Raw genomic sequence first — 12,954 nt, forward strand, 5'->3', positions numbered from 1 at the left:
CCATGAAGCACGTCTTGATTACCGGCGCCAACGGCTACATCGGTCAAGCGCTTGCTCGTGCGGCGGCCAAACTGCTTGCGGCTAATGAGATTCAAAGCCTGACGCTGACGGATCTGGATTTTGAAGAGCAAGGCTATCACCATTTGCCTGGGCTGCGCTGCATTAGTGGTGACTTGTCCGATAAAGCCGTGCTGGAGGCGGTGCTAAGGCCAGCACCCGACACGGTTTTCCATCTGGCCTCGGTGACCAGTCGGCTGGCTGAAGAGAATTTTGCACTGGGTTTGCGCGTCAATATAGACGGCACGATAGGCTTGTTTGAGCATCTGCGACAGCAAGGCCAGTGTCCCGTTGTGGTGTATGCCAGCAGTATCGGTGTCTTTGGTACGCCACTGCCCCAGCATGTGGATGACAACACGCCCGTCGCACCCACTTTAAGTTACGGAACGCAGAAGCGGATGGTGGAACTGCTGCTTGCCGATTACAGCCGCCGGGGTTTTCTGGATGGCCGCTCGGTTCGCTTGCCTACTGTGGTTGCCCGCCCCATGACTGCTGAAACAGCCTTGTCTTCATTTGCCAGCTCTTTGATCCATGCCTTGGCTGCTGGAAGCACTTACGAGTGCCCCATCGGCCCCCAAGGCTGGATCTGGCTGCTTTCCTTGCCCGCCTGTGTGCGGCACCTTCTGACAACAGCGAGCCTGGAAGCCGCTCGCTTGCCCGCTAGCCGAGTGTGGAATCTTCCCGCCCAGCGTCTTCAGGTGGCAGACCTGGTACAGGCTGCCAAATCCCGCTATGGCCGGGGGGCCGATGCGGGATTGAGCTTTCAGTCCAACCCTCAGTTTGACCAGCAGTTTGCCCAGTGGCCGCCTTTGACAACGGCAATCGCCACGCAGTTGGGTATGCACCATGACGGCGATGCCGAAACCTTGATTGAGCAGGCCCTTGTCTCCTGACGGGCCTGGCTAACTATACCTATAACGATCTACCACCAAAAAAGGATTTCCCCATGAAGAACCGATGGATTTCTCGCCTGTTGGGTATGGCCTTAACCAGCCTGGCAGTGGCAGCTGGTCCCGCAAAAGCGGACAAGCCTGTGGAGCTGACTTTCTCTGCCTGGATTCCGCAAACGCATGTGCTGGTGGCGAACTTCATGAAGCCCTGGGCCAAAGAGGTGGAGCAGGCCACTGAAGGGCGCGTCAAGATCAACTTTCTGACCAAGGCCGTGACCAACCCGGTTGGGCACCTGGATGCGGTACGCAATGGGATTGTGGATCTGGCCTTTATTTCCTACTCCTATTATCCCGGCAATTTTGATTTGATGAAGTTTGCCATGCTGCCGTTCTCGGGCAATAGCGCCGAGTCTACTTCGCTGGCGGCCTGGGACATCTATAGCAAGTACCTGCAAGATGCCAAAGAGCATCGCGGTATCAAATTGCTAGGCATTTATGGTCATGGCCCAGGCAGCGTCTACACCACTGACAAGCAGGTACAGAACATTGCCGACTTCGAGGGCCTGAAGCTGCGCATTGGTGGTGGCATGCAGGCCGACTTGTCCAAGGCCCTGAAGGTGAACGCGGTTGTGAAGCCCGCCTCCGAATCGTATGAGCTGCTGAGCACTGGCGTGGTGGACGGCGTGCTGTTCCCGCCCGAGTCTGTGGCCTCTTTCCGCCTGGATACGGTGGTCAAGCACGCCACGGTTTTTCCCGGTGGCCTCTATGCGGATCTGCACGGCATCATCATGAACCCGAGCGCCTTTGATCGTTTGTCTGAAAAAGACCGCGAGATTCTGATGAGCCTGTCCGGTGAGCATATTGCTCGCCTGGGCGGCAAGGCCTGGGGGGATGCAGACGTGGCCGCCATGAAGATCCTGGAAGAGCACAAGGTGCAGTTTCACCCTGCCAGCGATGAGCTGATCGCCGCCGTTAAAGAGCGCACGGCATCCTTCGAGCAGGCATGGTTGGATGCCGCCAAGGCCAAGGGCATAGACGGGCCTGCTGTACTGGCCGAGTTCCGTGCCGACCTGAAGCAGCGGGAAAGCGCGAATTGATCAGCACACGCAGACTGTCTTGAACCTGCTGTGCGCCTCGTGCGCCAGCAGTCCCGGAGCTACAAAGCATGAACTCCATTCTCTCTTTATTAAGAGCGAGTCTTCGACGTTTGACCGAGTTATGCATGGTCTCGCTGGCCTTGCTGACTCTGGCTGATGTATTAGGGCGCTACATTTTCAACGTATCGGTCATGGGGGCGGTAGAGCTGACCGAAATACTGATGGTAGGTGTCATTTTCTGCGGCATCGTGTTTGCCACCATGGAGCGTGAACACGTTGTTGTTGATTTAGTGCCTATTCCGGGTGGGGAGAAGGGTGTCCGTGTCGTCCATGTCACCAGCCACCTGCTGGCTGCTGGAATCAGTGCCTTGCTGGCCATGGTCAGCTGGACACAAGCCGAGTCGGCGGCCGAATACCTGGATCAGACCACTTTGCTGGGGCTGCCATTGGCTCCGGTTGTTTATTTCATGAGCATCATGCTGTTCGTCAACACCATCGTGGAGCTGGCTCAGCTTCGCCGGGATCTGAACGCAGACACCGCCCATCTGGAAGAAGAGGCACAGAATGACTGAAGCACTGATTGGCTTTGCAGCCATGCTCCTCTTGATCTTCCTGCGGGTGCCGGTGGCGTTTTCCATGGCCCTGGTGGGCTTTATTGGCGTTGGCATCATGCGCAATTGGCCTTCTGCCTATGCCATGACCGGCGCAGTCGTGCGTGAAAGCGGATTTCAGTATTTGCTGTCCGTGTTGCCGTTGTTCATCTTGATGGGTAATTTCATTACTCAAGCCAAGTTGTCCAAAGAACTGTATGCGGCGGCGTATGCCTTCCTGGGCCATCGTAAAGGTGGTTTGGCCATGTCTACGGTGGTGGCCTGTGGTGGCTTTGGTGCCGTGTGTGGCTCCAGCCTGGCAACAGCGGCCACCATGTCCAAGGTGGCTTATCCGGAAATGCGCAGACTGGGCTATAGCCGTGCGCTGGCTTCCGGTTCCATCGCTGCCGGTGGCACGCTGGGCATTCTGATTCCGCCCTCTATTGTCATGGTGGTCTATGCCATCTTGACCGAGCAAAGCATAGGCAAGATGTTTGCTGCCGGTATTTTGCCAGGCCTGCTGGCCATTATTTTCTATCTTCTGGCGGTGCGCTGGACGATCTGGCGTGACCCCAATGCGGGCCCTCCCGGCGAGCGCATGAGCTGGAAAGAGCGTTTGCTTGCGTTGCGCGATGTCTGGGGCGTGCTGGTGCTGTTCATCATCGTCATGGGCGGTATTTACGGCGGGATCTTCAGTTCTACCGAAGCGGCGGGGATTGGTGCGTGTGGTGCCTTCCTGTTCGCGCTGTTGCGTGGCCGTTTGACCTGGCAAGTGCTTTCCAACGTGCTGGTCGAGTCGGCGCGTACCACGGGGATGCTGTTCATGGTGCTGATCGGAGCCTTGCTGTTTTCCAGCTTCATCAACTTCACCTCCATGCCTGGCGATTTGCAGGATTGGGTGCAACAGTTCGATATGAGCCCGATCGTGGTGATTCTGCTGATTTGCGCGATTTACATCGTGCTGGGCAGTGTGTTGGAAAGTATGTCCATGGTCTTGCTGACCGTGCCTATTTTCTACCCCTTGGTGCAGCACCTGGGCTTTGACCTGATCTGGTTCGGCATCATCGTGGTGGTGGTTACGGAAATCAGCTTCATCACCCCGCCCGTGGGCATGAACGTGATGGTCCTGAAAAGCCTGCTGCCCGACGTGAAGATGAGCACGCTGTATCGGGGTGTGACTCCCTTCGTGGTAGCCGATGTTTTCCGCCTGGCCGTGCTTTTGGCCTTCCCGGTCATCTCACTGCTTTTGCCCAAATACCTTGGATAAAAACGGAATCGCAATATGATTATCGACCAGAGAACCTACACCATTCCCACCGGCCTGCTGCGCGATTTCCTGTCCTTGTATGCGACGGAAGGACGTGCCGTACAGATTGAGCATCTGGGCCCTTGCCACGGTTACTACACCACGGAAGTGGGCGAGTTGAATCAGGTGGTGCACCTGTGGGCATACGAAGATATGGCTGACCGAGAGGCCCGTCGTAATGCCTTGGAGGCTGACCCCCGCTGGTTGGCCTATCGCCGTAAAGCCGCCGCTGCGGGGCATGTCATACGCCAGAGCAATGCACTGTTGAAACAAGTCGATTTCGACGTTTTTACGAGCGAATGATGACCATGAGCCAGAAAATTCTTCAAGCCTGCCCCTTGCCATCACCGCTGGCGGGCAAACTGCCCGCCTTGTGCCCGGTCGAAACCCTGAGCGATGCGCCTGATCAAGCGGCGTTCTTGCGTGAGCACGGAGCTGAATTCACGGTGCTGATCACCACCGGAACGCAGGGTGCAGACAAGGCACTGATTGATGCCTTGCCAAACCTGAAAGCGATTTGTAGCTTGGGCGTTGGCTACGATGCCATCGACCTGGATGCCGTCCGTGCGCGTGGGGTGATGCTGAGCAATACGCCGGATGTTCTCAACGATTGTGTGGCCGACTTGGCTATTGGTTTGTTGATCGATGTGGTGCGTGGCATTTCGGCCTCTGACCGTCATGTCCGGCGTGGCGACTGGCCGCGTGTCGGCCCGACCATGCCCAGCACTCGGGTCAGTGGCAAGCGCCTGGGCATGTTAGGCATGGGCCGAGTAGGCCAGGCGATTGCACGTCGCGCGATCGGCTTTGATATGGAAATCCGCTATCACACACGCAGTGCGAAGCCCCAATTGCCTTGGCGGCACGAACCTTCATTGCTGGCTTTGGCGCAATGGTGCGATTTCCTTATTGTCGCTTGCCCAGGCAGCCCAGAAACGTATCATCTGGTGTCTGCCCAGGTCTTGAAAGCTCTCGGGCCCAACGGCTACCTTATCAACGTCGCTCGTGGGTCTGTGGTGGATGAAAAAGCATTGGTGGCGGCCCTTGAGAATGGCCAATTAGGCGGCGCCGGGCTGGATGTGTTCGAGAACGAACCCGATGTGCCTGCCGCGTTGCTGAGTAACGAGCGGGTAGTAGTGCTACCCCATGTAGGGAGCGCAACCCGTGAAACCCGAGCCGCCATGTGCGAACTGGTGGTGAAGAATGTGGAGCGTTTCGTTACGCAAGGCAGTCTTGTGACGCCGGTTAGATTGTAAAGACTGCCTCAGGAATAATGCAGCGGTTTCAAGCTTCTGGCTTGAACCGCTGTTTCTTTCTGAGCAAGTGTTAGCCAGTATTGTCTGGTTTGCAAAGTGTTGAGTACTTGTTAAGCACCAGGTTACGAAGTTGCCCTATTTATAGGGTTGGAATAACGGCTCTGTTTTCGACTGACGACCAAGTGCTGAATCTGGAGATGGGTCGTATTAGTGAGAAGTCCGTGAAGAGCAGGAGTTAGCTAGCCAAGGTGTCGGTGTATCTTTTTGGTCGACCCTTGTACGATCCACCGTTTGCCCGTCGTCAGATTGGTCGCCTGTTCTTGCCAAAACTTTCTCCTTTGGCTGAGCAGAAACAGACGTGTTTTCTTTGCATGGAGCGGTGCTTTCAACTATATACTTGATGCTTAAACAATTAAATTGAATCGGGTCTTGAACGCCCGGCATCAGGTGGGAGACAGCTTGCATCATGCGGCTCAATATTCAGGATTTTCAGTTAGCGGCTCAAAGTAGCCTGCCACGCTTTGTCTATGATTATGTCGCAGGCGGGGCGGAGGATGAGCTTTGTCTGGCACGCAATCAGGCAGATTTGCAGGCTCTGACTTTATCGCCACGTAGTCTGCGTGATACGTCGGCGGTATCAACAGAAATAGAGGTCTTTGGACGCCGATGGGCTGCGCCTTTTGGTGTCGCTCCCGTTGGCTTGATCGATGTCGTGCGTCCACGTGGGGATCTGCACGCGGCGCGTGCCGCAGGCAAGGCGGGCTTGCCGTACATTTTGTCCACCGCCTCCAATAGCCCTTTGGAACAAGTGCGTGAGGCCTGTGAAGGCCCATGCTGGATGCAGTTGTATGTGATGCAAGACAGAGGCATGGCCAACTCCATTCTGGATCGCGCCCGCCAAGCCGGGTTCGAGGCCTTGGTTTTGACCGTCGATGTGCCTGTAGGCGGCTATAGAGAAAAGGACATACGCCATGGCTTCAAACTGCCGTTCCGTCCAGGCCCCCGCTTATTGCTGGATATGGCTTCGCAGCCGCGCTGGTTGTGGCGCCAAGCCTGGGCGGGACAGCCCCAGTTCGTCAACTTGATGCCTACAGAAGGGGCCAGTTCAGCCCAGGCGCAAGCGGCCTTGCTGGCACGGAGTATGGACCGTCGTCTGGTGTGGGATGATGTTTCCTGGCTACGTTCCAAGTGGGACGGTCCGTTGCTGGTCAAAGGTGTGCTCCATTCTGAAGATGCACGTCAGGCCTTGCATTACGGTGTCGATGGGCTGATTGTGTCCAATCACGGTGGCCGACAACTGGACTGCGCACCTTCAACAATCAGTGTCCTCCCGCAAATCATGGATGTCGTCAAAACGCAGATGCCGGTGTTTATTGATAGTGGTTTTCGGCGGGGTTCGGATGTCGCCAGAGCCATTGCTTGCGGAGCAAGTGGCGCATTCTTGGGGCGCGCCGTGGCCTATGGTTTGGCTCAAGGTGGCGAACAGGGTGTTGCACAGGTGCTTAGCCTGATCGCCCAGGAACTGGAGCGAACGATGATTCTGTTGGGGGCGAGTCGCCTTGATGAGTTATGCGAATGTTGTATCTCGACATAGTTAACCACTGAGCTCTAATCTCGCTTCCCCATAGGAACGGATATCAAAGTTTGGATAAATAGAAACAAGTTTTTTGACCATGTAAACGAGCATTCTTAAGGACTCAGCACCTTTAGTTTTGAGACTTAAACTATTAATCGCCTATAGCTAGTTCCCTGATTGTGGATCAGGCTATTTTCGTGATTTTTTCCTGTTCTATTTGGCTGGCTCTAAGCAATCTGCTTTTCGTAGTCATACCTGGGTTTTTTTGTCGAAATGCTTCTCGACAAAGTATCCATAAAATCCCCACCATTGCACCAAACATGCTTCCCAAAATTACAATTAGCACGCGTTGAGGTTTGTCGCGTTTTAACGGTAGTGTAGGAGCTCGTTGAGTGAAGTATGAAATAGCATCTACTTTGTAGTTTCGCAAAGGCTCAAGCTGCTCAAGTTCACGCTTTATTTCGTAGTAGTTGGGTGGGTAAATAATGGGGGTGTTTTCCCAGGTTTCGAGCTCGGCGCTCAGATACTTTTCTCCCAGCATAAAAAGACGTCTGCTGTCGCTGAGATCAATTATCGTGGAGCCGCCTGTTTGGCGTGCCACTACGTAGTCTGTAATACCGGCCAGCTTGGCAGTATGTAGGGCCGTCTTAAGATTGTCGATGCTGTGCTGTCGGTCTGTTGATAGCTTGAATTCGATATTATTTAGATCGGTTTGTCGAGAAAGTATCTGTGCGTTCAGTTGATCGTTGAATTCCTTGTCAACTTGGTCAAATGCAAGCTTGTTGATCCAGCTGAGATAGCCCGTTAGTACCTCCTGGGCCTGTTCGGCTGTATGCGCACTAAATGAGAACTTGTAATAAGGTGCGATCTCATCAATGTTAGGGGCTTTGATTTTGAGCTGGTCGACCAAGTCCAGCAATAGTATGTGGTCATCTTTCGGGTCTTCCGTCTTTTGGAGGTTGTAGTACTCGGTGTCGCTGAGGTAAGCCCATTGATTTCTCGAAATAGCCGCTTGAGCAACGAAGGTGTTGAACAGCAGGGCACTTAGAGCGCTGGGGTCAATTGATTGATTGCCAGTCACCCGTGCCATTGCGCGACGTTGATCCAGATAGGTACTAATTTGTTCTACTCGAGGAGAACTGACATAAGCGACAGAGGTCCATTGCTCTTTGGCCGTCAAAGCATAAATCGCAGAAAACACTAAACCCGCGAGCAGACATCCGAATAAGATGATGCGTCCTTCCCAGAGTCCCTGCACAAGTTGCACCAAATTTATATCGCCATCTTGTGCCGCATTGCGTAGTTGAAATTCTGACATTAGAAAGCCATCCTAAACTGTTTAATGATAGAAGCAGAGGCTGCCTTGGAGTCGTGTGGAGGCACGCCTAATATCGAACTACAAAGTGCGGCTGCACGCTATCTCAGCAGATAGCTCCAGCGGTTACCAGGTAGACCTGAGCCCAGAGAAAGGGGTGTTATGCAGGCTACTGTGCACCATTGTGAATCGCTTGCTTATCTGTTCGAGCCCTCGAGCTTCAGTTCATATGCAAGTGTTAGTTTTTTGACTACAAAGCATTTCTGTCTTAGCTGTCTCACTGGAGAAAAGAGTGCTATATCAGAAAGCCCTGCATATGGTTTAAGTTTCAATATTTTTATTTATTTGGTGCCAGGGTTGGCCCTACGATATCTATGTAGAAGGGATCATTGTCTAAGAGTAAACATGAAATAAGTTAACGAAGGCGGCTAACCCATACAGCAATAGTGTTACAGAACGGCAAGAGAAATCTCTTTTTTTTACCAAATTGGATGATACCCCACAACCTCGGGGATTGCATAAGTCCTTTGCTGGCTAATTTAAAATCAATAAACTTACTGCCTATATAAGCAATAGTTATTATTTGTTTTTGAAAATTGAATGTCTTATGTCGTAAGATATATTCATATTTATTTTTAAAATAAACTTTTAAATAAATGGTCGAAGATGTCAGAAAGAAATTATTAGATATTTTCTTTTTTGAAAATCTTTGAGATCTGGGGCTCTATGTGTTTCTGTTAATGCTTAGAGGAGTTGCTCCGCTTTAGCGTACAGACAGAGGAAACGGCTAGTTCTACTCGGCAGAGTATGCTTGCAAAGACGGTGGGCTTGCGCGTGCTTATCGCTGCGTCTATGTCTCCAGCCTCCTTTTTTAGTTATTTTATGGAGCCTAGCTACTAAGCCAGGATTGTGCAGGTGTGGGTCTGTCGGTATGGAAAAAGTTGCAAGCCCAGCTTCGATTGGACATTGAATTGAATCGACGTGTGCGGTACTAAACGGGATCTTCTGCGATCTCGCGGACTCTTATTGTGGCGCCAAAAACGAAAAGGGCCATCATTTCTGATGACCCTTTTGTGCGGTGACCCGCAGATATTCGTGGTGCCGGCTAAAGGAGTTGAACCCTCGACCTTCGCATTACAAGTGCGCTGCTCTACCAACTGAGCTAAGCCGGCGAATTGACGATTATAGCCGGGTTTTTCGCCAAGAAGCAATCATCAGAAAAATATTGCTGTGGTGCACACCACGCCAGCCTAGCCAATAGATAGGTTCTGGTTATAAGAGCATGATGAAAATGTCGTTTTAAATGCCTTTTCCCCTACCCATAATCTGATCTATCCAAGCTGCGCTTATATAGATAGCACGCGATTGAACATCAGTGACGGGCTCCGAAGGCCGCGTCCGGGACCTTTGGGGAACACCATGAAATTGAAGTCTGTTGTTGGCTCTGCCTTGTTGTTGGCGTCTTTGCTGGGTGGCACGGCCAGTGCCCAGGTTTCTTTGCTAAACGCCTCGTTTGACGTGGCGCGCGAGACCTTTGCGGCGATCAATCCCAAGTTTGTTGAACACTGGAAAGCGACGACTGGTGAAGACATCAAGATTGACCAGTCGTTTGCAGGCACCTCCCGTCAGGCCCAGGACATTATTCAGGGCAAGAAAGTAGACACTGTCACCTTCAACCAGGTTACTGATATTGAATTCCTGGCCGAGCGCGGCGCGGTGGCCAAGGACTGGGCCAGCAAGTTCCCGAACAACAGCTCGCCTTACTACAGCACCATCGCTTTTCTGGTGCGCAAGGGCAATCCCAAGAACATCAAGTCCTGGGACGATCTTGTGCGTGACGATGTGAAGCTGGTGTTCCCGAACCCCAAGACCTCGGGTAATGCCCGCTACACCTATTTGGCGTCCTGGTTGTACGCCAATGAGGCTTTCGGCGGTGACGAAGCCAAGATCAAGGAGTTTGTCGGCAAGGTGCTGGGGAATGTAGAAAGCTTCCCCACAGGTGGTCGTGGTGCGACCGTGGCGTTTGCCCAGAATGGTCAGGGCGACGTTTTGCTGACCTTTGAATCCGAAGTGATCAATATTGCTGCCAGCGACGAGTTCAAGGGCAGCGAGCTGGAAGTGGTGGTGCCCCCTGTCAGCGTATTGGCCGAGTTCCCGGTAGCCGTGGTGGACCGTGTGGTCGACCAGAAAGGCACTCGCAAGGAAGCAACCGAATATCTGAAGTTCCAGTACACCCCCGAGATTCAGCGCCTGCTGGCTGGTTTCAACTACCGTGTGACGGATCCTGCCGTGGCCAAGGAGTTCGAGTCCAAGTACGCGCCGGTCAAGCTGATCAATCCTACTGATGTTCTGGGTTCCTGGACTGACATCCAGAGCCGCCACTTTGCTGCTAACGGGGTGTTGGACCAGTTGCTGGCCAAGTAATTCATGAGTCGTACTCTTGTGGGCGGGGCGCAGGATTCCGGGGCGAAGGCTGCGCTAAAGCCCATCTTCTTTCTGCGCCGCCCCGTCATGCCGGGTTTTGGACTGAGCTTTGGCTTTAGCGTCCTGTACCTGTCCATTATTGTGCTGCTGCCTTTGTCGGCCTTGTTCATGTACGTCAGTGACATGAGTCTGGCCGATTACTGGCGTGCGGTGACTGATAAACGCGTTGTCAGCAGTTATCAGGTCACGATCAGTGCCGCTTTTTACTCCACTGTGATTGCCAGTGTGGTGGGCTTCATCATTGCCTGGATTATCACGCGCTTTGAGTTTCCGGGGCGCCGTCTGATTGATGCTTTAGTGGACCTGCCGTTTGCCTTGCCAACGTCGGTAGCAGGTTTGACCTTGGCGACGCTATTTGTGCCTGGTGGCTGGTTTGGCCAGTTTCTGCCGGAGGGTTGGAAGGTTGCTTATCAATACCCCGGTATTGTTTTGGCCATGACGTTCACCAGTTTGCCCTTTGTGGTGCGTATCGTGCAGCCCGTGATTGAAGAGCTGGGTGCCGAGTATGAAGAGGTTGCCCACACCTTGGGTGCCAGTGGCTGGCAGACCTTCAGCAAGGTGGTGTTCCCACCGCTGATTCCTGCTCTGGTGACTGGAGCGTCTCAAGCTTTTATTCGTAGCCTGGGTGAGTTTGGCGCAGTCATCATGATTGCGGGCAATATTCCCTTCAAAACTGAAGTGTCGTCCCTGATGATTTTTGTGCGGCTGCAAGAGTTCAATTACCCGGCCGCTGCCGCGATTGCCTCGGTGATCTTGATCGCATCCTTGCTGCTCTTGTTCACCTTGCAGATGGTGCAGAATCGTCTATTAGGCTGGCAGCGGAGGGCACCATGAGAAAAACACCTAAAAGCACGGCAGACCGCCTGATTTTGGCCTTGGGCATTGTGTTGGTGCTGGGGCTGCTGGTAGTCCCCTTGGTACTGATTTTCTCCAAAGCCTTGGCCGATGGTTTGCCTGCCTTGTGGAGCAATCTGCAAGAGGACTATATGCTGCATGCCATCGGGTTGACTCTGTTTGTGGCGGTGCTGACGGTGCCCCTGAATATGGTCTTTGGCATCTTGCTGGCCTGGTGTCTGACGCATTACCAGTTCCGTGGTCGTCGTCTGCTAAGTACCTTGGTGGATTTGCCTTACGCGGTCTCTCCGGTGGTGGCGGGCCTGTGTTACCTGGTGGTCTACGGTGTGGAGTCGTCCCTGGGGCAATGGCTAAGCGCGCGTGATATTCAGTTGATGTTCGCCTGGCCGGGTATCTTGATGGTCACTATCTTTGTGACGACGCCTTATGTGGCTCGTATCCTGATTCCCATCATGCAGGCTCAGGGCTCGGATGCACAGGCGGCGGCTCTAAGTCTGGGCGCCAATGGCTGGCAGATCTTCTGGCATGTGACGCTGCCGGATATCAAATGGGCCTTGCTCTATGGCGTGGTGTTGACCAATGCCCGTGCGATTGGGGAGTTTGGGGCCGTGTCCGTGGTGTCGGGCACCATCATGAATCAGACTTTGACCTTGTCCTTGCTGGTGGATCAGCTGAACAACGATAACAAGGCTGCAGCGGCCTTTACAGCGGCTGCGCTGCTGGCGGTATTCGCGATTGTGTCTGTGATGCTCAAGAGTCTGCTGGAGTGGCGTGTGGCGGCTGGGCGTCGCCGTAATCAAGCGGAGGCAGTACAAGGGTAGATGGTGGGCTGGAGGTTCGGGAAATATTTTCAGTGGCGTTAGGTGGCTGAGTATTCCCTGAGGTGGTTTAAGCAGCTGATACTGATCTGCCAAGCCAAGCCAAGCCAAGCCAAGCCAAGCCAAGCCAAGCCAAGCCAAGCCAAGCCAAGCCAAGCCAAGCCAAGCCAAGCCAAGCCAAGCCAAGCCAAGCTAAAGCCAAAGCTAGGGTGAATGCCGAGCTTGGAACCCAAATAAATAGAGCCCCATGCGGGGCTCTATTTTTGTCTGCGTCGAACGCGCCTTATTTGACGATCTTCAGGTGCGAGACCTTGTCAGCGTCTTTCTTGGCAGTGGGAGCTTCCGGTGCAGCTTCAGGAGCGGCGTCCGGTGTGTCACCTTCTGCGTAAGGCTCGGACTCCACCACCTCAAAACCCATACCAGCGCCTGTTTCGCGTGCGTAAATGGCCGATACAGCTGCCACGGGTACGAAAATGTCTTCCGTGACGCCGCCAAAGCGGGCCTGGAATTCAATGTAGTCGTTGCCCAGGATCAGGCCATTGGTGGCCAGATGTCCGATATTCAGGGTGATTTGTCCATCCTGAATATGGCCGCGTGGAACAACCGTGTTGGCGTCTACCGTGACCACGATGTGTGGGGTGTATCCGTGGTCGGAACACCATTCATGTAGAGCGCGCAGCAGGTAAGGCTTGGTCGAGGTTTCTTGCATAGTG

General features: G+C 53.6%; 12 protein-coding genes and 1 tRNA gene. 10 read left to right on the plus strand and 3 right to left on the minus strand.

Annotated features, from left to right (window positions below; translation table 11 throughout):
• Window positions 1-2: 2 nt before the first annotated feature.
• The 7 genes from MID00_RS09255 (at window position 3) to MID00_RS09285 (ending at window position 6,787) form a co-directional block, all read left to right on the plus strand.
• Window positions 3-950: an NAD-dependent epimerase/dehydratase family protein gene (locus MID00_RS09255; protein WP_254500213.1), complete on the plus strand. Its 948-nt coding sequence runs from the start codon at window positions 3-5 to the stop codon at window positions 948-950.
• 53 nt (window positions 951-1,003) lie between these two features.
• On the plus strand, window positions 1,004-2,044 hold the full coding sequence (locus tag MID00_RS09260; RefSeq protein ID WP_021447249.1) for a TRAP transporter substrate-binding protein: 1,041 nt from the start codon (window positions 1,004-1,006) through the stop codon (window positions 2,042-2,044).
• 68 nt (window positions 2,045-2,112) lie between these two features.
• Window positions 2,113-2,616 (plus strand): TRAP transporter small permease, encoded by a 504-nt coding sequence (locus MID00_RS09265; protein WP_254500214.1) that lies wholly within the window; start codon window positions 2,113-2,115, stop codon window positions 2,614-2,616.
• A complete protein-coding gene (locus MID00_RS09270) occupies window positions 2,609-3,901 on the plus strand; it encodes a TRAP transporter large permease (protein ID WP_026483626.1) in 1,293 nt (430 codons plus the stop codon). Before MID00_RS09265 ends, MID00_RS09270 begins: the two co-directional genes overlap by 8 nt.
• Window positions 3,902-3,916: 15 nt before the next feature.
• A complete protein-coding gene (locus tag MID00_RS09275; RefSeq protein WP_009455446.1) occupies window positions 3,917-4,243 on the plus strand; it encodes an NIPSNAP family protein in 327 nt (108 codons plus the stop codon).
• The gene (locus MID00_RS09280; protein ID WP_250757268.1) at window positions 4,243-5,193 is read left to right on the plus strand and encodes a 2-hydroxyacid dehydrogenase; all 951 of its coding nucleotides are present in this window, start codon (window positions 4,243-4,245) and stop codon (window positions 5,191-5,193) included. Before MID00_RS09275 ends, MID00_RS09280 begins: the two co-directional genes overlap by 1 nt.
• A gap of 466 nt (window positions 5,194-5,659) precedes the next feature.
• Window positions 5,660-6,787: an alpha-hydroxy acid oxidase gene (locus MID00_RS09285; RefSeq protein ID WP_254500215.1), complete on the plus strand. Its 1,128-nt coding sequence runs from the start codon at window positions 5,660-5,662 to the stop codon at window positions 6,785-6,787.
• 166 nt (window positions 6,788-6,953) lie between these two features.
• On the opposite strand, the gene MID00_RS09290 is transcribed toward MID00_RS09285, so the two are convergent.
• Together MID00_RS09290 and MID00_RS09295 are read right to left on the minus strand one after the other, a co-directional pair.
• Entirely contained in the window at window positions 6,954-8,087 is a 1,134-nt protein-coding gene (locus MID00_RS09290) for an LPS O-antigen chain length determinant protein WzzB (protein ID WP_083054915.1), read from the minus strand.
• Between the two features lie 1,093 nt (window positions 8,088-9,180).
• Window positions 9,181-9,256, minus strand: a tRNA-Thr gene (locus MID00_RS09295).
• A gap of 247 nt (window positions 9,257-9,503) precedes the next feature.
• Here MID00_RS09295 and cysP point away from each other — a divergent pair.
• The 3 genes from cysP to cysW are packed head-to-tail and all read left to right on the plus strand — an operon-like array spanning window position 9,504 to window position 12,244.
• Window positions 9,504-10,508, plus strand: a complete 1,005-nt coding sequence (cysP, locus tag MID00_RS09300; protein ID WP_042485687.1) for a thiosulfate ABC transporter substrate-binding protein CysP — start codon at window positions 9,504-9,506, stop codon at window positions 10,506-10,508.
• A gap of 3 nt (window positions 10,509-10,511) precedes the next feature.
• Complete coding sequence (gene cysT, locus MID00_RS09305; protein WP_051359144.1) at window positions 10,512-11,402, plus strand: sulfate ABC transporter permease subunit CysT; 891 nt, start codon at window positions 10,512-10,514, stop codon at window positions 11,400-11,402.
• Complete coding sequence (gene cysW / locus MID00_RS09310; RefSeq protein ID WP_254500216.1) at window positions 11,399-12,244, plus strand: sulfate ABC transporter permease subunit CysW; 846 nt, start codon at window positions 11,399-11,401, stop codon at window positions 12,242-12,244. The genes cysT and cysW overlap by 4 nt, the downstream gene beginning before the upstream one ends.
• Before the next feature lie 280 nt (window positions 12,245-12,524).
• On the opposite strand, the gene MID00_RS09315 is transcribed toward cysW, so the two are convergent.
• Window positions 12,525-12,950 (minus strand): ClpXP protease specificity-enhancing factor, encoded by a 426-nt coding sequence (locus tag MID00_RS09315; RefSeq protein WP_254500217.1) that lies wholly within the window; start codon window positions 12,948-12,950, stop codon window positions 12,525-12,527.
• Between the last annotated feature and the right edge of the window lie 4 nt (window positions 12,951-12,954).

The organism is Alcaligenes sp. NLF5-7 (genome assembly GCF_024266725.1).
GTDB lineage: Bacteria > Pseudomonadota > Gammaproteobacteria > Burkholderiales > Burkholderiaceae_B > Alcaligenes > Alcaligenes phenolicus.

Coding starts and splice junctions, on each gene's coding strand:
- cysP (WP_042485687.1), top strand. CDS start 9,504: ATGAAATTGAAGTCTGTTGTTGGCTCTGCCTTGTTGTTGGCGTCTTTG.
- MID00_RS09315 (WP_254500217.1), bottom strand. CDS start 12,950: ATGCAAGAAACCTCGACCAAGCCTTACCTGCTGCGCGCTCTACATGAA.
- MID00_RS09275 (WP_009455446.1), top strand. CDS start 3,917: ATGATTATCGACCAGAGAACCTACACCATTCCCACCGGCCTGCTGCGC.
- MID00_RS09265 (WP_254500214.1), top strand. CDS start 2,113: ATGAACTCCATTCTCTCTTTATTAAGAGCGAGTCTTCGACGTTTGACC.
- MID00_RS09260 (WP_021447249.1), top strand. CDS start 1,004: ATGAAGAACCGATGGATTTCTCGCCTGTTGGGTATGGCCTTAACCAGC.
- MID00_RS09280 (WP_250757268.1), top strand. CDS start 4,243: ATGACCATGAGCCAGAAAATTCTTCAAGCCTGCCCCTTGCCATCACCG.
- MID00_RS09255 (WP_254500213.1), top strand. CDS start 3: ATGAAGCACGTCTTGATTACCGGCGCCAACGGCTACATCGGTCAAGCG.
- cysW (WP_254500216.1), top strand. CDS start 11,399: ATGAGAAAAACACCTAAAAGCACGGCAGACCGCCTGATTTTGGCCTTG.
- MID00_RS09285 (WP_254500215.1), top strand. CDS start 5,660: ATGCGGCTCAATATTCAGGATTTTCAGTTAGCGGCTCAAAGTAGCCTG.
- MID00_RS09290 (WP_083054915.1), bottom strand. CDS start 8,087: ATGTCAGAATTTCAACTACGCAATGCGGCACAAGATGGCGATATAAAT.
- MID00_RS09270 (WP_026483626.1), top strand. CDS start 2,609: ATGACTGAAGCACTGATTGGCTTTGCAGCCATGCTCCTCTTGATCTTC.
- cysT (WP_051359144.1), top strand. CDS start 10,512: ATGAGTCGTACTCTTGTGGGCGGGGCGCAGGATTCCGGGGCGAAGGCT.